General features: G+C 42.0%; 15 protein-coding genes and 1 pseudogene. 9 read left to right on the top strand and 7 right to left on the bottom strand.

Annotated features, from left to right (window positions below; all coding sequences use genetic code 11):
* Positions 1–166: 166 nt before the first annotated feature.
* A pseudogene (locus AC4E8A_RS21750) lies at positions 167–1,488 on the top strand (UDP-glucose dehydrogenase family protein).
* A gap of 207 nt (positions 1,489–1,695) precedes the next feature.
* Here the strand turns inward: AC4E8A_RS21750 and AC4E8A_RS21745 are convergent.
* Positions 1,696–2,679 (bottom strand): S-layer homology domain-containing protein, encoded by a 984-nt coding sequence (locus AC4E8A_RS21745; RefSeq protein WP_490195875.1) that lies wholly within the window; start codon positions 2,677–2,679, stop codon positions 1,696–1,698.
* Between the two features lie 480 nt (positions 2,680–3,159).
* Here AC4E8A_RS21745 and AC4E8A_RS21740 point away from each other — a divergent pair, with 480 nt between their 5' ends.
* Positions 3,160–4,608 carry an IS1182 family transposase gene (locus AC4E8A_RS21740; protein WP_490195675.1) on the top strand — a complete coding sequence of 483 codons (1,449 nt, stop codon included), beginning with the start codon at positions 3,160–3,162 and terminating at the stop codon, positions 4,606–4,608.
* A 200-nt stretch (positions 4,609–4,808) separates the two neighbouring features.
* Here AC4E8A_RS21740 and AC4E8A_RS21735 read toward each other — a convergent pair whose 3' ends face one another.
* From AC4E8A_RS21735 to AC4E8A_RS21725, 3 genes are all read right to left on the bottom strand, one after another.
* Positions 4,809–5,738, bottom strand: coding sequence for an LCP family glycopolymer transferase (locus AC4E8A_RS21735; RefSeq protein ID WP_490195874.1), 930 nt, complete (start codon positions 5,736–5,738; stop codon positions 4,809–4,811).
* Between the two features lie 525 nt (positions 5,739–6,263).
* The gene (locus AC4E8A_RS21730) at positions 6,264–6,722 is read right to left on the bottom strand and encodes a sensor histidine kinase (protein ID WP_490195873.1); all 459 of its coding nucleotides are present in this window, start codon (positions 6,720–6,722) and stop codon (positions 6,264–6,266) included.
* A gap of 9 nt (positions 6,723–6,731) precedes the next feature.
* A complete protein-coding gene (locus tag AC4E8A_RS21725) occupies positions 6,732–6,884 on the bottom strand; it encodes a hypothetical protein (protein ID WP_490195872.1) in 153 nt (50 codons plus the stop codon).
* A 697-nt stretch (positions 6,885–7,581) separates the two neighbouring features.
* On the opposite strand from AC4E8A_RS21725, the gene AC4E8A_RS21720 reads away from it, so the two are divergent.
* The 3 genes from AC4E8A_RS21720 to AC4E8A_RS21710 all read left to right on the top strand — a co-directional run bounded on the left by AC4E8A_RS21720 (position 7,582) and on the right by AC4E8A_RS21710 (position 15,908).
* On the top strand, positions 7,582–14,052 hold the full coding sequence (locus AC4E8A_RS21720) for a 5'-nucleotidase C-terminal domain-containing protein (protein ID WP_490195871.1): 6,471 nt from the start codon (positions 7,582–7,584) through the stop codon (positions 14,050–14,052).
* A 939-nt stretch (positions 14,053–14,991) separates the two neighbouring features.
* Positions 14,992–15,273, top strand: coding sequence for a YwqI/YxiC family protein (locus AC4E8A_RS21715; protein ID WP_490195870.1), 282 nt, complete (start codon positions 14,992–14,994; stop codon positions 15,271–15,273).
* A gap of 11 nt (positions 15,274–15,284) precedes the next feature.
* A complete protein-coding gene (locus AC4E8A_RS21710; RefSeq protein WP_490195869.1) occupies positions 15,285–15,908 on the top strand; it encodes a T7SS effector LXG polymorphic toxin in 624 nt (207 codons plus the stop codon).
* A 137-nt stretch (positions 15,909–16,045) separates the two neighbouring features.
* On the opposite strand, the gene AC4E8A_RS21705 is transcribed toward AC4E8A_RS21710, so the two are convergent.
* Positions 16,046–16,402 carry a hypothetical protein gene (locus tag AC4E8A_RS21705; protein ID WP_490195868.1) on the bottom strand — a complete coding sequence of 119 codons (357 nt, stop codon included), beginning with the start codon at positions 16,400–16,402 and terminating at the stop codon, positions 16,046–16,048.
* Positions 16,403–16,435: 33 nt separating this feature from the next.
* On the opposite strand from AC4E8A_RS21705, the gene AC4E8A_RS21700 reads away from it, so the two are divergent.
* Positions 16,436–17,200, top strand: a complete 765-nt coding sequence (locus AC4E8A_RS21700) for a DNA/RNA non-specific endonuclease (protein WP_490195867.1) — start codon at positions 16,436–16,438, stop codon at positions 17,198–17,200.
* A gap of 5 nt (positions 17,201–17,205) precedes the next feature.
* Entirely contained in the window at positions 17,206–17,685 is a 480-nt protein-coding gene (locus tag AC4E8A_RS21695; RefSeq protein WP_490195866.1) for an immunity protein YezG family protein, read from the top strand.
* Positions 17,686–18,059: 374 nt separating this feature from the next.
* Here AC4E8A_RS21695 and AC4E8A_RS21690 read toward each other — a convergent pair whose 3' ends face one another.
* A complete protein-coding gene (locus AC4E8A_RS21690) occupies positions 18,060–18,629 on the bottom strand; it encodes a dienelactone hydrolase family protein (protein ID WP_490195865.1) in 570 nt (189 codons plus the stop codon).
* 406 nt (positions 18,630–19,035) lie between these two features.
* Here AC4E8A_RS21690 and AC4E8A_RS21685 point away from each other — a divergent pair, with 406 nt between their 5' ends.
* Entirely contained in the window at positions 19,036–19,167 is a 132-nt protein-coding gene (locus tag AC4E8A_RS21685; protein WP_490195864.1) for a hypothetical protein, read from the top strand.
* Positions 19,168–19,620: 453 nt separating this feature from the next.
* Entirely contained in the window at positions 19,621–21,303 is a 1,683-nt protein-coding gene (locus tag AC4E8A_RS21680) for a DUF2339 domain-containing protein (protein WP_490195863.1), read from the top strand.
* Positions 21,304–21,627: 324 nt separating this feature from the next.
* Here AC4E8A_RS21680 and AC4E8A_RS21675 read toward each other — a convergent pair whose 3' ends face one another.
* Positions 21,628–21,909 carry a hypothetical protein gene (locus tag AC4E8A_RS21675; RefSeq protein WP_490195862.1) on the bottom strand — a complete coding sequence of 94 codons (282 nt, stop codon included), beginning with the start codon at positions 21,907–21,909 and terminating at the stop codon, positions 21,628–21,630.
* Positions 21,910–22,097: the final 188 nt, after the last annotated feature.

Genomic DNA, 22,097 nt, shown 5'->3' with positions numbered 1-22,097 from the left:
AAACCCCGCTCCAACCTTCTGGTTGGAGCGGGGTTTGTCGAAGGTCTGAACGCACTAATTCTTTAGTGCGTTAATTTTATGTAAAAATCTTTAATACTTTCCCCAGCAGTGCTGATTTAACGGGTGCTTTGATAAAATATAATTAACAATGAAGGAGGTGCTTCAGATGAAGGTATCTGTAATCGGAACGGGATATGTCGGTCTGGTTACTGGGGTGTGCCTTGCCGAAGTCGGACACAGAGTGACGTGCATTGATATCGACGGAGAGAAAATCCAGAGGCTCAAGAACGGCCAGTCCCCGATCTATGAACCGGGGATTGTTGAGATGCTGAAAAAAAACCTTGCGGAGGGGCGTATCGGCTTTACAACCGATTATAAGGGTTGTGCAGAAGCAGAAGTTTATTCATTGCGGTAGGAACGCCGCAAAATGAGGATGGTTCTGCCGATCTTTCGTATATCAGAAATGCAGCAAAAAATATCGCCCGAAATCTTGATGAAGATGGTGTATTGGTGGTCACGAAAAGCACCATCCCTGTCAGAACCAATGCGAAAGTGAAGAATTGGATTGCGTCATCACTAATAAGGGACATCCGATTCGAGGTCGCTTCTAATCTAGAATTCCTGCGGGAGGGCTCCGCTATTGCAGATACGTTTGAGGCTGACCGGATTGTCATCGGGACGGATTCACTAGAAGCAGCGCGCAGGTTGGAAAAGCTTTATAAACCATTTCAGAGAACTGTACTGAAAACTTCCAAAGAAAGTGCCGAGATGATCAAGTACGCCTCCAATGCCTTTCTCGCAACGAAGATCAGCTTCATTAATGAAATCGCCAATCTCTGTGAAAAATTGGATGCTGACATCGAGGAAGTAGCAGAGGGAATGGGTTTGGACAAACGGATAGGTCCACAATTTCTAAGGGCGGGAATCGGATATGGCGGGTCATGTTTTCCTAAAAACACTAACGCCCTTGTCCAGATTGCCGGTGACATAGAGCAGCATTTTGAGCTTTTGGAATCTGTGATCAGGGTGAACTCCCGTCAGCAGATCAAGCTGGTAAGCAAAGCATTGGCGCATTTTCATACATTAAAAGGGAAAAGGGCGGCCATTCTAGGATTGGCGTTTAAACCGAATACCGATGACATCAGGGAGACGGCATCGATTGAGATGATAAAGCAGTTGTTGCACTATGGGGTCGATATAACGGTCTTTGACCCAGCTGCAATGCAAAATACGAGGAAAGTATTTGGAGACCGAATAGATTATGCTAAAAATCCATTGGACGCAGTTAAAGGAACAGACATGGCCTTCGTGGTAACAGAATGGGAGCAAATCCAGACACTGAATATGGCGGCGCTTGCTACTGAAATGAGAACCCCGGTGGTCTTCGACGGACGAAACTGCCTTAGCCCTGAAGAAGCCAATCAAGTTGGTGTGGACTATTACTCTATTGGAAGAAAACCATTCAAATCGACAAAAACCTGGGCGTGACTGGCACACCCCGGTTTGATGTTAGATAGAAAATATGCTCAGATGTTCAATAGTCTACTACCAAATACCCGCGTTTTGGTCATGATTAGACTGGTGTAGTTTGTCGGTGGGTTTCCTTGTTAGCCTCCAAAATGGCTTAGAGTGGAGGGTCCCTCCTCGCATGACAAAAAAAGAAAGGCACCAAAGCCTTTCTCCCAAAATCAAAACCTATTTTGTTATTAACATCTGCACCCAATAATGCCTGTAAGGACCACCTTCTGCATACCCGACCCCCAGATGAGTGAATGTTGGGTTCAGCATATTTGCACGATGCCCAGGGCTGTCCATCCATGAAGAAACCGCTATTGAAGGAGACGAATTTCCGGCAAATAGATTCTCTCCGGCATGCGAGTATATAATCCCAAAAGATTTAAGCATATCAAATGGACTGCCATAAGTAGGGGAAGTATGATCAAAATAACCATTAACCGCCATATCCTTTGCTTTCAGCATGGCCACCGGCTGCACATCAGTTGAAAGCTTCAGCGCAGGCGCCCCAACCTTGGCTCGCTCAATATTCGTCAATCTCAAAATCTCTGCAGATTGAAAACTCTCACTCTTGTAATTCAGCGTCCGATCAATAAAGACCACCATCTGCGCCCGGCTCACAAAATCAATTGGGGCATAGTAAGATTCATTGACCCCTGTTGTAATCCAGCTAGCAGTAAGCCGAGTAACATACGGATACGCCCAGAAACCGAGGGGAACATCCATGAACACTTTCGAACTAGAGCCAGTGATGTCAAAAGACTTTACCAAAATTTTTGCCATCTGCCCTCTCGTCAGGGAGTCTGATGGATTGAAGTATGCTGCATTATCAAACACGCCTTCATCCGTTAATGCAGCAATGAAGGGATATGATTCATCCTTAACAGGAACATCCACAAATTGCGGGCTTGGCCTGTTGGAAGTATCAATATCCAGTGCACGGCCGATGATTAAAGCGGCATGTCTGCGGGTCACCTCATTGTTGGGCCGAAAAGAGCCATCATCATATCCTTTGATGATCCCCAAACTGCTGATGTGTTTAATTTCATCCTTTGCCCAGAAGCCAGATGAAACATCAGTGAATTCACCGGCTGCTTCGGTACTGGTAGATAAGAAAGGAAATACGAGACTAAGTGTTAATAGCACCATCAAAAATTTCTTCAAAAGATTCTTCCTCTTTCAGCAAAATCCCTTTCATCCTACCGGACCCTTCATTCCATTGAAAGGGCCCTATCACGCATTACCTTATACCTAAATGAAAACCTATGAAGATAGCAAAAGTTAATAGTATATAGCGTGTAAATCCCCAGTATTTCTGAACAATGAAAAGCCCCGGCTTATTCCCAGAGGGCACTGAAAAAGTCCAATAAAGTTCTAAAAGGCAGAATCGCTCACCTCAAAGAGCGATTCTGCCTTTTTCACTTCAGGTTTCACGAATTAGTGTTGATTTCCGTTCCAGGTGCACGACTCCGCGGGGCGGGCGTTGAGCCTCCTCGGCTTCGCCTGCGGGGTCTCACCTGTCCCGCTAGTCCCGCAGGAGGTCGTGCACCTTCCACTCCAATCAACATTGAGAAAAAAGAACACTACCCGCTAATAAATCCTTACTTTATAATAGAACTAACAATATTAAGTGGGTGGTTTCCAGTGATTCAACAACAACAAACAATGATGTTCAGTAAGTATATGGACCTTTATGATATCGTCGTTCCTCAGGACAATATGTTAAGGAAAATAAACGATTTAATCGATTTCTCCTTTATTTTTGATGAATTAAAGAATAAATATTGTCATGATAATGGGCGAAATGCGATTGATCCTATTCGCATGTTCAAATATTTGTTTTTGAAAACCATTCACGATGTATCAGATGTCGATATTGTTGAGCGGTCTAAATATGATATGTCTTTCAAGTATTTTTTGAATATGGCTCCAGAAGAGCCCGTCATTGATTCAAGTTCTCTGACTAAGTTTCGTAAACTTAGGTTAAAGGACATGAACTTATTAGACATGCTTGTCAACAAGACGGTTGAGATTGCCATAGAGAAAGAAATCATAAAAAGTAAGTCCATTATTGTGGATGCCACCCATACCAAAGCCCGCTATAATCAAATGAAGCCAAAGGAAATTCTTGTGGAGCGATCGAAGAATCTTAGGAAATCGATTTATAAGATAAACGAAAATATGAAAGACAAATTCCCTTTGAAACCCACCAGTGATGTGCTGGAAGATGAGATCGCCTACTCACAAAAGCTCATTGAGGTGATAGAAAAGGAAGAGCCCCTTTTAGAATACCCAAAAGTAAAGGAACAGCTAAATCTCCTGAAAGAAACGGTTGCCGATGATATTGAGCAGCTCCAGTCCTTGAAAGATCAGGATGCCAAAGTAGGGCACAAAACAGCTGACTCCTCCTTCTTTGGCTACAAAACCCATCTTGCGATGAGCGAAGAACGTATTATTACAGCCGCAACCATTACCACCGGAGAAAAAAGTGACGGAAAAGAACTCCAGACTCTCATAGAGAAAAGTATAAGCGCGGGTATGGAAGTTGAGACGGTTATTGGGGATGCGGCCTATTCCGAGAAAGATAATATTGAATATAGTGAAGGAAATGAAATCAAACTGGTTTCAAAATTGAACCCTCTAATCACTCAGGGTGCTCGAAAAAAAGAGGACGAATTCGAATTCAATAAGGATGCGGGTATGTATGTCTGCAAGGCAGGACATATGGCTATAAGGAAAGCTAGGCAAGGTAAAAAAGGAGTAGGCAAAAACCAGGCAGACACCTATTATTATGACGTGGATAAATGTAAGAGATGCCCACTGAGAGAAGGGTGCTACAAGGAAGGAGCCAAAAGTAAGACGTATTCCGTTACTATAAAGTCCGATCAGCACTCCTCCCAAGCAAAATTCCAGGAAAGCGAGTATTTTAAGGAAAAGGCAAAAGAACGATATAAAATTGAAGCGAAAAATAGTGAACTAAAACACAGACACGGGTATGATGTAGCAGAATCCTCGGGTCTAATTGGCATGGAATTACAAGGTGCCATGGCTATATTTGCGGTAAATATTAAAAGGATCCTAAAACTAATGTGATAATAAAGGGCAGCATATATGTTTATATCCAAGAAAAAGCCACCCCTTCTTCCTTTTATAGGAAGAAGGGGTGGCTTTTTCTTTATTAATTTTAGTTATAGTTTAGAAATCGGCAGATTTTCAGTGCCCTCTATTCCCAGCCAGGGCTTTTGGTGATCTTAACATGAGGCTAATCCCGTGAGGTGACTGTCCCCAGGTTATTATTCGATCTCCATGTGTTCCTTAAGCTCACTCTGCAATCGGGCGATTACTTCTTCAGGGATAAGATAATAGTAAATTCTGTCGATCGTAGTTCCTGAGCCATCCTGGATCTGAATTTGACTAATGTCCGTGGCAGCTGCTTTGTAGTGCTTCTGGATATCCATCATCTCATCGAAGGATAGATCGGTTTTGATGTTATTGCCCAAAGCATCAAAGATGTTATCAAACTTCCACAAGCTTGAGACACTTGCTCCTTCATTAATGATTCCCTGGATGATTTGGCGCTGGCGTTCCTGTCGTCCGAAATCACCACGTGGATCGTCGTGTCTCATACGAGTGAATGCCAATGCCTCAGCACCACTCAAGGTTATCTCACCTTCAGGATAGTCATATCCACCAGAAGAGAAAGATAAATCATTTTGAACAGTCACGCCGCCGACAGCATCGACAATCTCTTTAAATCCTTCCATATTGATCTTTACATAATGGTCAATTGGAATATCCATCAGATTTTCAACAGTGTCCATTGCCATTTCTACCCCGCCAAAAGCATATGCGTGATTGATCTTATCCCTTGTCCCATGACCTACAATATCGGTAAGTGTATCACGGGGTATGCTGAGCATTTTCACAGACTCCAATTCCGGGTTTACGGTCAGCACAATCATTGTATCTGAACGCCCTTTGTCCCCCTCGCGCTCATCGACGCCCATCAACAACACAGAAAACGGATCCTTGGAACTGTACTCCACTTCTTTGGTTCGCAGGGAGGATTCCCTTTCTGTCGGAGTATGCATCGTCTCCACAGCCTTATTCAACGAATGATAAATGCTATATGCGTAAGCGCCTCCACCAAGCACAAGCATCAGTAGGACAAGCCCAGTGACCTTAAGCCAGGTGCGCTTCTTCTTATGTTTGTCTGTTCTCATTTCAGAAACCCTCACTTTTATTCGAACTAAAGAAAGAATAGCAAATAACTGAAAAAATAGATAGATGTAAGAAGAAAAGATCTACATAAAGCGGAAGGTTATTTTGCAATATAATATTCAGTTTAATATTCTGTCCACAGTTTATGGCTATTCGCACTAGTTTCATCCCTTGAAAAGTATAGGTGCGAATTTATAAGCACCTCCTGTTTCCACGGAGTTCAAATAGCTTTCATAATCACTTGCCGGAAAATTGGAAACAAGTCCTTACGGTCGATTCAATATTTTTTCAAACTTCTTTACAGCCTCAGCCCCTTGATGAGCTCTCCCCTGCTCAGCCGCCGCCACTGACTCAGAAGAAATAGCCGTGCGCTTCTGATAATACCTACATACATACAAAAGCAAGATTGGCGAGACAAAAGATATATTTTTCAAAGCATACATAAGTACATCTGTGAGTAATTATTACCAAGATTTTGAAGTGAAATTATTTCACAGAATATAACTAGAGCAGAAGACGCATTGGAATTAAGTCTCCCGCATGAGTTTAAGGGATTTATAATAATGTATGGGTCGGGAGAAATAGGAGGAGTTAGATATTTGGAGTTGAAAGACCAGAGTACCCAAGGGTTGTTGATCATACAAAACGTTTAAGCCATGCTTAGAGGCATTTTCCACTAATGTCTGCAGAGTGCAGGGAGGAAGATGTGTTAACAGTGCCCGTTCATCAACCATGATCTCTACTTCGAGCTTCTTGCCAAAACGCAGCTGCTGGATTGCCAAGTAGTTTTTTGTATGCTCCAATTCACTTTCAAAAGAAATAAGAGACCTCTTATCCCTGTTCTGATACCTCAGAAATAGAGAGAACTTCTCCATTGATTCAATGAGATCTTCATTTCTGTTCAGCCTGGCGAGAGACGTCATCGCATTCAGACTGTTAAAAAGAAAATGCGGGCGGATTTGCTGGCTGAGCTTCAGGTATTCCATTTGATGCAGCTATGTTTGAAGCTGTATCTGTTTATTTTCCATCTGCAAGTAATCAAACTCTTTTTTAAGCAGCTTAATAATACTGAGAATGACCAATGCAATGATGGGAATGAGCAGACATAGGAAGATAACGATACTGAAAATAGCCGAAGCACCTATCATAATCAATTCATCCTTTAAGTGATTGCCTATTTTTCTATCTATCTTACTCTTTTTTTATTATGGGAACAAAGGAAATAGGGTGCGGTTTTTTGGTGCGGTCTTTACCTATGGGGGGGCAGACCCTCGGAGCGTTAAACATACCTGCCCCTCCCTTCCGCTAATCCATGGAAAGTAAAGGAAATGTAAATATATTCAGATTCTATTTACACGTAATTATTCCCAAACTATAATTGTGATGGAGGATTATGCTATAAAAAGTCGAAATAGTTTAAGGAGGTTGATTGTATTTCCTACTTGTATTTTCTTACATTTGACTCTAAATACGACTTTAATTTTTTGAAAATTAATAATATTTAAATTTTTAAAATGAAATATGCACGGGGAAGGGTTTATTGCTTACAGATAAAACGATAATCAGTCTTATAGGATTAAGTTAACCGGTTTATATTCAGCCCCATCTAATAGACACCAGCCTTGGAAGCTCTGAAAATATAAAAAAATAAAAGGAGATTGAAACGTACATATCAGGTTTTTCATGTGTGCAGAGCAGCATCAGTAAAAGTAAGCTCCCCTAAATAGTAAAGTCTACTGCGTCTGATTCATCTAGATATTTCAGTATTGGCATTACGAAAGAAACGCCAAGACAGCAAGAGTCTACTAAAAGGATAATTAGTTTTCAAAAATGGGAGGAAGAAAATTGAAGAGACGGCATAAGAGAAGTATAAGTATCGTCGCATTGATTTTTTTGATTACAAGTTTATTTGCACCCGTTGCTAATACTAATGTAAGAGCTGAAGCTGCTGTTGCTGCTGATCTCATTATCTCTGAATATATTGAAGGATCGAGCTTCAATAAAGCTATTGAACTATATAATGGTACGGGAGAAGAAGTCGATCTGAACGGCTATACCCTGGAACTTTACAATAATAGTAACAGTGCCACTACAGGAACCACTGCACCAGGCAGTTCTTTGACATTAGAGGGGAAGCTTGCAAGTGGTGATACTTATGTTATTACCCGACCTGATGCACCTGCACTTGCAGCTGTGGCTGATAAAATTGACACAAGCAAGCAAGTCATCAATTTTAATGGAAATGACCAGATTGTACTGAAAAAGAATGGCCAGGCAGTGGATTCAATTGGTCAGGTCGGTTCAGTGGAAAGTGTACTGGCAGATGTTTCTCTTGTCAGGAACAGCGATGTTTCAGCCGGAGATACAATGATTGATGATGTCTTTGATAGGAATACGGAATGGACTAATAACGGAAAAGATTTTTTCTCTGATATCGGCAAACACACCTTTGGAACTTCCGATCCTGTAGTTCCGGCAATTTCCATTGCGGAAGCACGTGGACAAGGTGCTGGCAGCACGGTGACGTTCGAAGGAATTGCTACAACGAATACAGGACTGTGGGGTTATGACACCTTCTACGTACAAGATGAAACAGCTGGGATTCTTGTTTTTAATAGTCTTCAGGGTGTTAAACCGGGAGATAAAGTCAAAATCACCGGTGAATTGCTAACTTATAATGATGAGTTGGAGATCAAACCTACCGAGCAGGAAATTCTTTCGTCAGGCAACAGTCTTCCTGCAGCACAGTCTGTGACAAAAGTGGACGAAAGTACGCAAGGGGAATGGTTAAAGCTGGAAAATGTCGAGATTACCGACTTGAAAAAAGATAATTATGGAACGGCTACTTTTGAAGCGGTATTTGAGGGCGGAGGAAGTGTTACTGTCGTTCACGATAACCGCACAGGTTCCACTTATGATGAACTAATCAAGCACTACAAAGAAGGGGATATGGTTCATCTTACAGGAATTGGATCTGTTAACAGTGCTGGCTATCACTTGAAAACGCTTGGTCTGGAAAGCTACGATCTAGTCAACAAGCCGGCGGTATATTCAACTCAGGCACAAGGAGTTGTAGAAGCAGGTACGAAAATTGAATTGAAATCCGATATTGAAGGTGCTGAAATCTATTACACTATTGATGGTTCAGCTCCAAATACGGAAAGTGAAAAGTATACTCAGCCAATTGCTCTGGAAACTGGAGAAACAACCATTAAAGCAATCGCGGTTGCTGATGGTAATGAGAGTGATATATTCAGTTTTTCTTATAGAATTCTGAATACTGAAGGTATCTATATCCATGACATCCAAGGGAAAGGCCATGCTTCTGAATATGATGGATCTTCAGTGACAGACGTTACTGGTGTTGTGACTCATATCTTCAATGCAAATAGTTTTGTTATGCAAGATGTTGAGAATGCAGATGAGGATACCGCAACTTCTGAAGCTATAGAAGTATACCAAAGAAACCATGGAGTCTCTGTTGGGGATACAGTTTCTGTAGACGGGACAGTGACAGAATATGGTGGAGGCGCAAACCTTTCCAGAACGCAAATTACTGGAACTGCAGTAACCAAGACAGGTACTGCTGACCTTCCTGCCCCTCTTGTAGTGGGGAAAGATATTGTACCTCCGAACAAAATCATCGATAACGATAAATTGGAGTCTTTCGATCCTGAAGAGGATGGTATCGACTTCTGGGAATCGGTTGAATCTATGCGCCTTTCGTTCCCAGATGCTCTTGTTGTCGGACCGCCATATTCCGGCGAGGTTCCAATTATTGTGGAAAGCACAACAAATAACGAGGTAAATGTTAATGGTGGGTTGAATATCGCAGCAGACGATTATAATCCTGAGAAAATCATGCTATCTGGTGTGGGTACTACTTATAATGCAGGAGACCAATTTGATGGAGATGTAGTTGGTATTCTTTCTTATTCAAGTTCAGGCTACCGAATAGTGACTGATAAGAGTACATTGCCGGGTGTCATCCCATCGAATGTTACACCTGAAGTTACAGACATCGTACCTGCAGACGACAAATTGACTGTGGCAAGTTACAATGTCGAAAACTTCTCAAACAATGCTGACAATACACCCAATGAAAAAGTGGCGAAGATTGCAGAATCATTTGTTGATAATATGAAATCCCCTGATGTCATTACGCTTGTAGAGGTTCAAGATAATGATGGACAGACTAATTCTGGCAATGCAGATGCATCCGAGAGCTACCAGCGCTTGATTGATGCCATTGTGGCTGCTGGAGGTCCCTTGTATGCTTGGACAGATGTTGCACCTGTTAACAATACAAATGGTGGTGCACCTGGCGGGAATATCCGGGTGGGTTATTTGTATAATCCAGATCGAGTAACTCTAGTGGAGGGTACAAAAGGTGCTGCCACACAAGCAAATGCTTGGTCCGAAGAAGGAAACTTAACGCTTAATCCAGGAGTGATCAATCCAGATCAATTCGTTGACACCCGTAAGCCGATTGCCGCAGAATTCGAGTTTCAAGGCGAACGCGTTGTAGTCATCGGCGCTCATCTTAATTCCAAGGGTGGAGATGAATCCCGATGGGGTGCAAACCAACCGCCTAAATTGGGTTCTGAAGCAGAGAGATTGCAATTAGCGCAAGAAGTCAACAACTTCATTGATGCCGGACTTGCAAAAAATCCTGCTTTGAACGTGATTGTTGCGGGAGATATGAATGATTTTGAATTCACCCCGGCACTCGATACGCTAAAAGGCGGAGTTTTGACGAATATGGTAGATTCAGTTCCTGTCAAGGATCGTTTCTCATACTTCTTCCAAGGAAACAACCAAGTTCTGGACCATATACTGGTTTCTAATAATCTTGTGTCCAATACTTCAGTTGATATGATCCATATCAATGCGAACTTTACAGAAGAGCAGGGCCGTGCATCTGACCATGATCCTGTATTGATTCAAGTTGATCTGGGAGGACCGGACCTAACTCTTTTCCATACCAATGACACCCATTCAGCATTGGACTTGATGCCTAGGACAATAACAGCACTAAAAGATCTTAGAGCCGTTTCTCCGGATGGATTGCTTCTTCATGCAGGCGATGCATTTACTGGAACTTTATACTTCAATGAGTTCCAAGGTGAAGCTGATCTTGCCATGATGAATCTGATGGACTATGATGCTATGACTTTTGGTAACCATGAATTTGATTTAGGCTCTTCACCGGAAGGCCATCAAGCTCTGGCTGACTTTGTAAAAGGAGCGGACTTCCCATTTGTAAGCTCGAACGTGGATTTTTCAAAAGATGCGAAATTTGATGGACTTGTCAACGACTCCATTGAAGCTTCTTATGAAAATGGTGAAATCTATAATGGCATCATCAAAGAAGTGAACGGCGAGAAAGTCGGTATCTTCGGTTTGACGACAGAGGAAACGGCTGATATCTCAAGCCCGGGCTCTATAACGCTTAAGAATTACATTGATGAAGCTGAAAAAGCTGTTGCTTCGTTAGAAGAACAAGGAGTCAACCGGATAGTGGCATTGACACATATCGGGTATGACGATAATGCAGCAATAGATAATGACCTTTTGCTTGCAGAATTAGTAGAAGGTATTGACGTTATCGTAGGGGGACACAGCCATACAAAATTAAGTGAACCCGTGATTGTTGCAAAAGATGAGACACCGACTATCATCGTGCAAACCGGCAATTCAAACAACAACCTCGGTGTTTTGAATGTTAATTTTGATGAAAATGATGTAATCGCAACATATGATGGGCGCGTAATACCAATCACAAAAGAGATTGCTGCTGATCAAGAAGCGGTGGAGGTGCTTGCACCATTTAAAGCACGTGTCGATGCAGTCGCTAATGAAGAAATCGGAGTCACAACTGATTCTGCATTGGAAAGTCCGCGTACAAACGGCGATAATACCAAGCCAAGTGTACGTAAAAATGAAACAATCCTTGGCAACTTGATTACAGATGGTATGCTTGCTAAGGCTGAAGATTTCACGGGCAAGAACATCATCATGGCTTTGCAAAACGGCGGGGGAATCCGTGCGGGCATCAATGAAGGCCCAATCACTGTAGGAGAAATCATCACTGTTCTCCCGTTTGCCAATACTCTGGCAACGATGGATCTGACCGGCGCAGAACTGAAAGAGGCATTTGAAACCAGCTTTGGTCAATATCCTGTGGAAAATGGCGGGTTCCTGCATGTAGCCGGAGGAAAAGTGAAATTCGATTCCAGCAAACCAGCAGGCGAACGTGTAGTATCAATCAAATATCTGAATGAGAATGGTAAATATATCGAAATTTCAGATGAAGAAACTTATACTATCGCAACCAATGCGTTCACAGCAAAAGGCGGAGATGGATATGACGTCTTTGCGAAAGCTTATGAAGAAGGCCGTGTAACTGATTTAGGCCTGTCTGATTGGGAAAACTTCCGGAATCACTTGATCAGCATCGGCAGTGAGGGAATTCCGACGGATGTAGAAGGCAGAATCACTGATGTAAAAGGACAATATAATCTGACTGTCATGCATACAAATGATACTCATTCAGCTTTAGAGAACATGCCGAAGACAGTTACTGCTGTAAAAGAAGTTAGAGAAGCAAATCCTGATGCACTCCTTCTTGACGCTGGGGATGCATTCACCGGGACCTTATATTTCAATGAATTCAAAGGTGAAGCTGAACTTGCCTTAATGAAACTTATGGGTTATGACGCCATGACGTTCGGTAACCATGAATTCGACTTAGGTTCCTCACCAGAAGGCCATCAGGCGTTGGCTGACTTTGTTAATGGAGCGAACTTCCCATTTGTAAGTGCGAACGTTGACTTTTCAAAAGATGCCAAATTTGACGGGCTATTCAATGATTCTATTGAATCCGTATATGACAATGGCGAGATCTACAATGGCATCATTAAAGAAGTGAACGGTGAGAGAGTTGGTATCTTCGGTTTGACGACAGAAGAAACTGCCGATATTTCCAGTCCGGGCTCCATTACATTTGAAAATTATCTTGAAGAGGCTGAAAAATCAGTAGAGTACTTCGAGTCGCAAGGCGTTAACAAAATTATTGCATTGACCCATATTGGTTATGATGACAATGCAGCAGTTGATAATGACCTTGTTCTTGCAGAGCAAGTAGAGAGCATTGATATTATCGTAGGCGGACATAGCCATACAGCGTTATCTAAACCAGTTGTTGTAGCTGAGGATGCCACTCCAACTGTACTCGTGCAAACAGGAAATTCTAACAGTAATCTAGGTGTTCTTGATGTAAGTTTCGATGAAAATGGTGTTGTTATAGACAATGACGGAAACTTAATAAAAATCAGTGACAAAACAGCTGACCAAGAAGCAGTGGATGTATTGGCTCCATTTAAAGCACAGGTCGATGCGGTAGCAAAACAAGAAATCGGCGTTTCAACTCCAATTGCACTGGAAAACCCTAGAACGAACGGTGACAATACGAATCCAAGTGTACGTAAAAACGAGACAATCCTGGGTAACCTGATTACCGATGGAATGCTTTCAAAAGCTAAAAACTTTACAGGTGAAAATATTATCATGTCATTGCAAAACGGTGGTGGCATCCGCGCAGCAATTGATGCAGGTCCGATTACTGTAGGAGAAATCATCACAGTTCTTCCATTTGCCAATACATTGGCAACAATGGATTTGACCGGTGCTGAACTTAAAGAAGCATTCGAAATCAGCTTCAGTCAATACCCAGGTGAAAATGGAGGCTTCCTGCATGTTGCCGGAGGGAAAGTAGAATTTGATTCTGCCAAGCCTGCAGGCGAACGTGTAGTGTCAATCAAATATCTGAATGAAGATGGTCAATATGTTGAGATTTCTGATCAAGAAACATACACCATCGCAACAAATGCTTTCACAGCAAAAGGCGGAGATGGATATGACGTCTTTGCGAAAGCTTATGCAGAAGGCCGTTTAACCGATCTGGGTCTATCTGACTGGGAAAACTTCCGTGATCATTTGGTCACTATAGGCAGTGAAGGAATCCCAACTGAAGTGGAAGGCCGAATTGTAGATATTAGTTCAATGCCTGGAGAAGACCCGGGAGATAATCCAGGAGAAGACCCAGGGGATAACCCGGGAGAAGACTCAGGAGATAATTCAGGGAACAAGCCTGGAGATAACCCAGGGAACAAACCGGGAGAAAATCCTGTCAAAATACCAGGGGATAAGCTTCCAAATACAGGAACGAACACATTTAATATTTTATTAACAGGATTAATGTTAATTCTGGTTGGCGGCGGTTCGATCTTCCTTTATAAGAGAAGAACAGCTTAAATACTTGAGGAGAGAGGTCTGTTTCTTCTCTCTTATGAAGAAGAGACATGTCATCGAACATGTCTCTTTTTTTACATTTTCATAGGACCATATCATCCATTGGAACACCGCTAATCACTATTTTGTACAATCCCTTTCATTGAATCATTCCTGTACACCTCTTAGACTATGCTGGAATCTACTGCTATATTTAAGTGTTATGTGGTTAGGTTGGGTGCCTGTCCCTCCTTCCTGCAATCATTAATAATGACCATATAGAAGATCTTTTTCTAAATGGAGGGATTGCAAATAAAAGCCTTTATCATAAAAGTACCAACTTCCTTCACAAAAGCGAGACAAGGGACCTATCCCTTCTTCCCCTATCCCTTTGTGCCCAAAAAGGCAGCAATTTTGCCCAATTAAATTCTTTTTAAGCATGGGACAGAGGGGCAGTTCAAAGAGTCCTCGTACCAACAAATTTTTTCAATCAGTAGAAGGTTGGTATTATGGTCTGTGACAAGCAGATGTGATTGGTGATTCATTAGAGATTGATTTATCTAGAAAGATTTTGCGATGAACATTTGGGGGAGTAGGAGTGGTAGTTTCTTTTCCTGCCGAATCCTTCGCCTAAAAGCCTTCTTTCCTGTAATCTCTTTTCGAATACCCCATTAACTTTTTTAAACCAATTATCAAATCGATAAAGAGATGATGCTCATTTGCCGAGGAAGGCCCGAAAGAAAAGCAGCACGGGTTTGTATTGGTACATCATGAAGTATCAAAAAGTGCGGCTATTTATTGTCTATGTCATTACTAAAGTCCAGGGTGCATTTACCTGTTTTTGCTAAATTTAAAGTTGAAAATAGAATGAATAGGAAAACGATGGTACTATATTTACGAATTGGAATTTTATAGGTGTTTTTTGAAATCAATTTTTATATTTAATAAGAAAGGACCGATCAAATGCCCACTGAAATCAAGATTCAGTACAATGAGACGGAGAGAGCCCTTTCGACGCTTAGACAGACGGTCGATGCCTGGAACTCCCACTATCCAAGACAGATTGGCGGAGATAACGAACTGCAGGTAATTGATAAGATGAATGAGCTGAACGAACAATGTCGGAAAATGCTTGAGAGCTATAAACAGCTTCTCTTGGAAAATCAAGCGGCTGCACACCATTCGGTAGAAACCATGGAAGAAACCGATCATTCCCTTTCTTCCATGATCACATTGAGCCGGTAGGGAGGCACTCTATGAAAATACTAGATGTGGAAGCCTTTCATAGTGGGTTGAAAGAGATTGAGGAAACCTTGTCCTCCCAGAAAGATCAGATGGAACAGATTGAAAAGGCAGTCAAAGACGTGGTTAATCTGGATGATGCTTTCAGGGGAGAAGGCGGGGAGGCGATCCGTGATTTTTACCGCAGCAAGCATCTTCCCATGCTGGAAAAGTACCAGCTGTTTCTATCAGACTACCAATCCGTCCTAAGGGAGATGAAAGAAGCCCTTTATTCCCTTGAGCCTTCACCTGCTAGGTTCATCAGGCAGAGCTTCCTGGAAAGCGGTGTCGAGCAAGGCATTCAACGCGCATGGCAGACGACGATGGACCTGACAAGTGAGGCAAACGCTGCACTGCGGAGCGTATCGGATATCGTTTCCGTACCAAGGATACAGGATGGACCGTTTCTGCAGCAGTCGGCCATCGCCCACCGGGAAAAAGAACGAAGCATCGAAAAACTGCTAGAATTCGACCATATACAGACATCTTCCCTCTCTTCTTTAGAAAAGCAAGTCCACTCCATGACACAGGAAATCACACAGCTTCAAACTGTTTTTCAAAAAGGAAAGCTTGGTATAATAGAGAAAAATAAAAAATGATTATCGATGAATCGTCGTTTCTAACAAAATTATCAGAGTATGCCTCAGTAAGGCTGTCGCAAAAATTCTCCCAGTTCCTCGGAACATTGGAAGGAAGTTTCTTTGCGATCGTCTATATCATGGCCGGCCTCGCCGACTCACTCATCGCCCTGTTCACGGATCCCATCGGCTTCTTCAAGGGGGCTATCAATACTGTTCTGCATCCGATCGACACCGCCAAATACATTTGGAATGACCTGAAGCAATCCTATGAAGAGGAGGTCGTCAATGGAGATATACGAAGCAGAGCCAGGTATTTTTCCTATGCAGGCACCTGCATCGCCGCATCCATTTTCGGCAGCAAGGGCGTAGACAGAGTCAGCAAAATGAGCAAAGCCGGCAAAATGAACTCCAAGTCGGACGTTCCTTACAATGTCTTTACCACCGCCAAAATAAAGACCTTCATCAAGAACGGAGTCAAAAGTACTTTCGGAAAAGTGGAAGACACCGTTCATAACCTGCTTTCTTCCCGCAGCGGAAAACGGGCAATGGAACTGGATAGACTTTCCTCGAACCTCCAAGACTTATTCAGAAAAACAAGAAATGTCCTGAACCCGGATAAAATTAAAACCGCCATAGACAAGACCTATCAGAAGGTAGTAGCCGGACCGATTTCCAAGGCTGTTCAATATGATGTTTTTTCCAAGATGGGTAGATTTTTGATGAATGAGAATGGGCATGTGGTGATTCCTGGGAAGGGGAGGGTGTCGCAGGGTGATAGGGTTGATGGTGGAACAAAAATTATTAAGGAAATAAAAGAAATTGATTTTGGAAGACATATTGTAAAAGGTAGAAATGGTAAGAAACAATTACTTCCTAATGCGAGGTATATAACAAATGATGATTATAAATATACTACAGATGAATATGGGCGAATCGTAAATGTTGAGGCTCCTGAACTTATATTAAAAAAGGCTGACAGAAATAAGTATGCACAAGCAACTGTAGGAGATAAAGATAGATTACCGGATGATGATGGTGGTCATTTAATAGGTGCACAATTTAATGGTCCTGGAGATATAGACAATCTAGTGCCCCAAAACAGTCAGATTAATAGGAGAGGTGGAGTTTGGTATGATATGGAGACTGAATGGGGAAATGCATTAAAAGAGGTACCGCCAAAGAAGGTCTCTGTTAATATAGAACCAATCTATTCTAATAATTCAATGCGGCCTGATTCCTTTATGGTCGAATATGAAATTGAAGGGCAATTTCCAGTCATTCGTGAAATTGCAATTAAGTCAGCGGCCTGATATTAATGAATTTTGAGACAGAATTAAACGAATTATATAAAGAAATTGCACAACAGGTTAATGACATGATTCCAACCGAATGGGTTGATATTTATTTTAATGGTGAAGTTAAAGGAGGAGAAGGGGGAGTTTTCTTCTTTTTCAAACCCGAAGGTGAGGAGCAGTGCGTTTTTTCGCATTATATTCCAAAAATATACGCTGTTGACAAGAGGACTTATAATAAAGAGCTACACAAATTATTTCAACTAACTGTTGAACTTCAAAAAGTCTTTACTGATAATGACCAAGAACCTTGGTTCTCAGTGACATTATTACTTAATGCATCGGGAAAACTAAATATACATTTTGATTATACAAATTGGCATGATAGTGAATTTGGACCAGCAGCTAGAATTGAATATTTTGAGTATAAATATGTAAGTCAAAATAAAGAACAAGTTGATTCGGACTTAATAGAGAGAATGAAAGAATTCAAAGGAAAGTAAGGTAAGGGATAGGGACATAGGGACAGGTTCCTCGTCCCCCCATATATTCACAGTAAAAATTCTTTAATTTTGAATAATCCTTAGCTTTGATCTAGCTGCTTGAGCTGTGAATTACCTATTCATCCCTTGGGCATGCCAAAGAGACATGTCATCGCCACATGTCTTTTTTTGTGTATATAATAAATTGAACCAGCACGGGACATGGAACCTGTCCCTTTGTCCCGCCTTTGTCCCTCCTGAAACTGATGGCTCATTTTGTCTTGAACTTGACGGATTTATTGCCACTTCTATTTTGCAATAAACAGCTAAAATCATTGTCTGCGCGTACTATTTGGGTCTAGATATATCCCATCTGCTGAAAAAATTTCTAACAATTATGCGAGAAAGTCGAGAACTCGCTCCATTACAAGTTTCGTCGCCTCAGCATTGTAAGATGGTAAACTGCTGTCGGTGAAGAGATGTTCCTTGCCTTCGTACAGATATAGTTCAGCGTCATTGGCCGAAGCAACAAGCTCACGGGCCGCGTCGATGTCACCGTCTTCAACGAAAAAAGGATCTGCACTCATGGCGTGTACTTGCACACGCACGTTAGCCGGCCACTCAGATTCAAACGCAGAGGTCGGGAGGCAGGCATGAAAAAATAGTGCACCTTTAGCTCCTTCACGAGTTTGTGCGAGCTGCTGTGCTGCCGGGACACCGAGTGAAAAACCAGCATAGACGACCTCGCGTGTCAGCTCGCTGGCTGCGCGTACACCGCGCGCCGTCACTTCTCCAAATCCGATTTCCTTAACGAATGCCAAGCCTTCCTCCAGCGTGGAGAAAGTGCAGCCGTCAAATAAATCTGGCACGTGCACAGTATGCCCTGCACCTCTCAGTTGATCGGCGATTGCTTCAATCCCCTTCGTTCTCCCTAAAACATGATGTAACAACAAAACTTCTGCCATCGTTCATTCCCCCAATTAATGAAATTCATATGTTTATCTTTCGACAAGAAAGCCTGTTTGACCTGCAATAACTTTACGATTTAGATGGAGACAGAGGGACAGGTTCCTCGTCCCGCCGATATTTACAAGCAGGGGGCCGACCCCGCTTCCCGAGAAAAAACACCAACCCCTTGTGGCTGATGATTTTTCTAGGGGTAACAAATCTATCTCAATGCCTGAGTCATGTCACATTGAAGCCGGTGTTTCGAAGGTATGGGTTAGTGAGCGCTTAACCCTCGGTGCTTTATGTTCTAGAGTTGGTTGTTCAGGGACACAGGGACATGTTGAGACCACTAGTACTGGCAATTGGCCTAACCCAGATTAATTAAAACGGCTAAACTATTTTTAAAAGAAGGGGGTGTTAAAAATGGCTGAAAGAATGGAAGGAATGCTTTCTCAATTAATCTCGAGTGTTGGCAATTTGGATGTAATGGTCAGTCATAGGAAAGTCGAAAGCGAACAGCGCCATATAGAACTTGTCACTAAATTGAGACCCTAGAATTAGAGCAAGAATATATCTGGGAAAAAGCAGTAAGGAACGAAAGGGAAATTGCCAGGATTGTAAAACAAAGAGAGTAAGAATTTCTTCGCGATGTCACCTTCAGATGACAACGATTTATTACAACTACTTGTTCTTAACAGGCCTCAAAAAAGATACCATCCAGCAAGGACACAGCAGCAGACACCCGTCCCGTCTTTTCTTTGCAACCTATAGATTATGTCAAGGCGTACCGCTATGCATTAAACACAGAAGAGAGACCTGTCTCAATGATATGTCTTTCTTTGAATGAATAAAAACAGTGCCGCTTCGTTCTAAAAGCTGGGTTCCTCACATAATCTTATAACTCAAATAATTATAATAGTAGATGTATGGGACAAGGGTAAGATCGGTCCCCTATTTTCCGTATTTTAGGATATAATGGGATTAAGTTATATAGAGAGTGGGTGCAGTATGACTTTAGAAAAAAAGGTAGAAGAGTTGGAAATAAGAGTTATAGAATTAGAACGGCAAATTGACGTTTTGAAACTAAAGACCTCATCCCATTCGGCTGCCAGTAAGCCATTTAACCGTACAGACTCTAAACCGGGGGTGGAGAAACAAGAGCAGAAACCTTTGATACAGGCTGAAACAAAAGCTGCAGATCCTGTTGGCCCCAAGATTGAAGATACTACCGTGGATTATGAGAAACTGATCGGCCAGGTCTGGCTGCCGAGGGTATTCATTCTTGTGCTCATTCTTGGGGTTTTATGGGGCTATAAAGCAATGGTGGATACCGGCTTGATTACGGAGCCGATCAGGATCCTGCTCGGGGTTGCACTAGCCGGCTTTTTCGTTTGGCTGGGCGAAAGGCAGGTCAAGAAAGGCAGGAACGCCCTTGGACAGATACTCATCGGGGGTTCGATTCCCATCCTGATATTGACCACATTTGCAGGCAACGCCCTTTATGGAATCATTCCAGGAGCTCTTGCTTTTCTATTGAATGTAAGCTGGGTGATGTTGGGTATTTACTTATCTGACAGGCACAATTCCCAGCCGATTGCGGTCCTTTCGTCGATTACCGGCTTCCTTGTTCCTTTTTTGATAGAGGGAACCTCAACAAACATACTATTGTTTACCGGCTATGAAGTGCTGTTTTTTATCATCCTGATCTTCTACGCTATGTACAAAAAATATATCTGGTTGTATCTAACCAGTTTCATCCTGCTTCACCCGGCGATGCTTGTCTACAGTGTCACCCAGGGAAGCGATTTCGAAATCATTGTCCTTGGAATCATTATTCAGCATGTTTTTCTGTTAGGGATGTTTGTCACGAAAGAAATTTATCCTGTCTATCAAAGAGCCACCTTGTTGACAAGCTTCGTAGTAACTCAAGGATGGGTAGTCATGTGGCTGGATGATTCAGAATATACTTTATTCCTTGTGATGTCTGTTGCTGTTTACCTTGCTTTATCTTATTGGCAAAGAGGAGCGGATAAACTGCGCACTCTTCTTCCGGTCGCCACTTACTCCATAGCTTTGCTTCTGGCTGATCTGCTGAACTACGAAGAAGTGGGAGCTCTATTGGTGATCCAAGGGGTGATCGCGTTGTATGCAGGGTTAACGACACAAGGAAGAATACAGTCCCTGCTTGCTTTACTTCTCTATTTTATCGGATTGACCGCTATTATTACCGACCACATATCTGATGTGTTTTCTTACCAAACAACGGCTTGGCTCATTTTGATACTTTCAGGCTGGGGGTTAAAATTCACCCTGAAAAGAAATCAGGCATTCTATAAAAAATTCTTGGATTTCAACATGACCATGCGGTTACTATTTGGAGCCATGGCCGTGCTGCTATTGGCCTTTATTACACAACTAGGGCTCGCAGCCACTCAAGGCTATTCTTCTGATGTTCAAAGCTTGATCATTTCGGGTCTCTGGGTGTCCTACTCCATCATTGGTGTTATTATCGGGGTGAAAAGAGAAGATAAAAAAATCCGTTTGCTGGGAGTCGTCCTGATTTTCTTAACTCTTGTAAAAGTTATTTTTATAGATATCGCGTATATCTCCATACTGGTTCGTGCTGTATTATTCATCGCTCTGGGCGCAGTGGGAATTGCCCTTTCACGGTTTTATTATAAAAAGTCTTAGTATGGTCACAAGGGACACAGGAAGGGACACAGGGACAGGTTCCTTGTCCCGCAGTAATAGCTTTCTTAAATGAATAGGACTGTGCATGCAACGTTTCCATGACCCATCCTAAGAAGTTATGGCTTTTTTATAGGGTTGGTCAGAAACAAGTATTAGTTCAATTGGACGAATAACTTTTGCTTGTTATGAGTAAGGGGATTGGGACAGTTCACCTGTCCTTTTGTCCCTCATTAATACAACATCCACCAAATATTCAGATTCTATTTAAAATTATTCTGTAATCGAAATGTTAGGGAAATATTCTGTTGGTTATATTTTCAGAAGTTAATTAGTTTTGTTTTCTTCGTAAAATTCAATTGCAATTGGGTACAAATCAGGTTCGGTGGAGTAGTAGTTATCGTCTATTTGAGTTAATCCAAAGGAAAAGGTTTCATTATCTCCTTCAAAAAAGTTGATAGAATAGCGGAATCCATCCCTCTCCGATTGATCTTCAAAAGGAATAAACTTTACCTCTTTAGTATCTTCAATGAATTGGTTTACCACTTCTTTGTCAGTAATCGTTATTGAGTTTCCAGTACTCCCGTCTGCAACTTCAACTTTATTCACCTTGGAAATCCTTCATAAACCTCACTAAGTTGCTTTGTTTCTAAGCCGCATCCAGTTAAAATCATTACAGTTAAACCCAACGTAATTAAACGCCTTCTCATAAAAACACCCCTTTACTTGAGTAGAATAAACATTAATGATACTTATCCTAATTTAAAATTGAATTTTTTCTCTTTAGTTCCCCCTTC

The sequence above is a fragment of the Bacillus sp. SRL337 genome (assembly GCF_984799155.1).
This window is presented reverse-complemented; position numbering and strand designations above follow the sequence as displayed.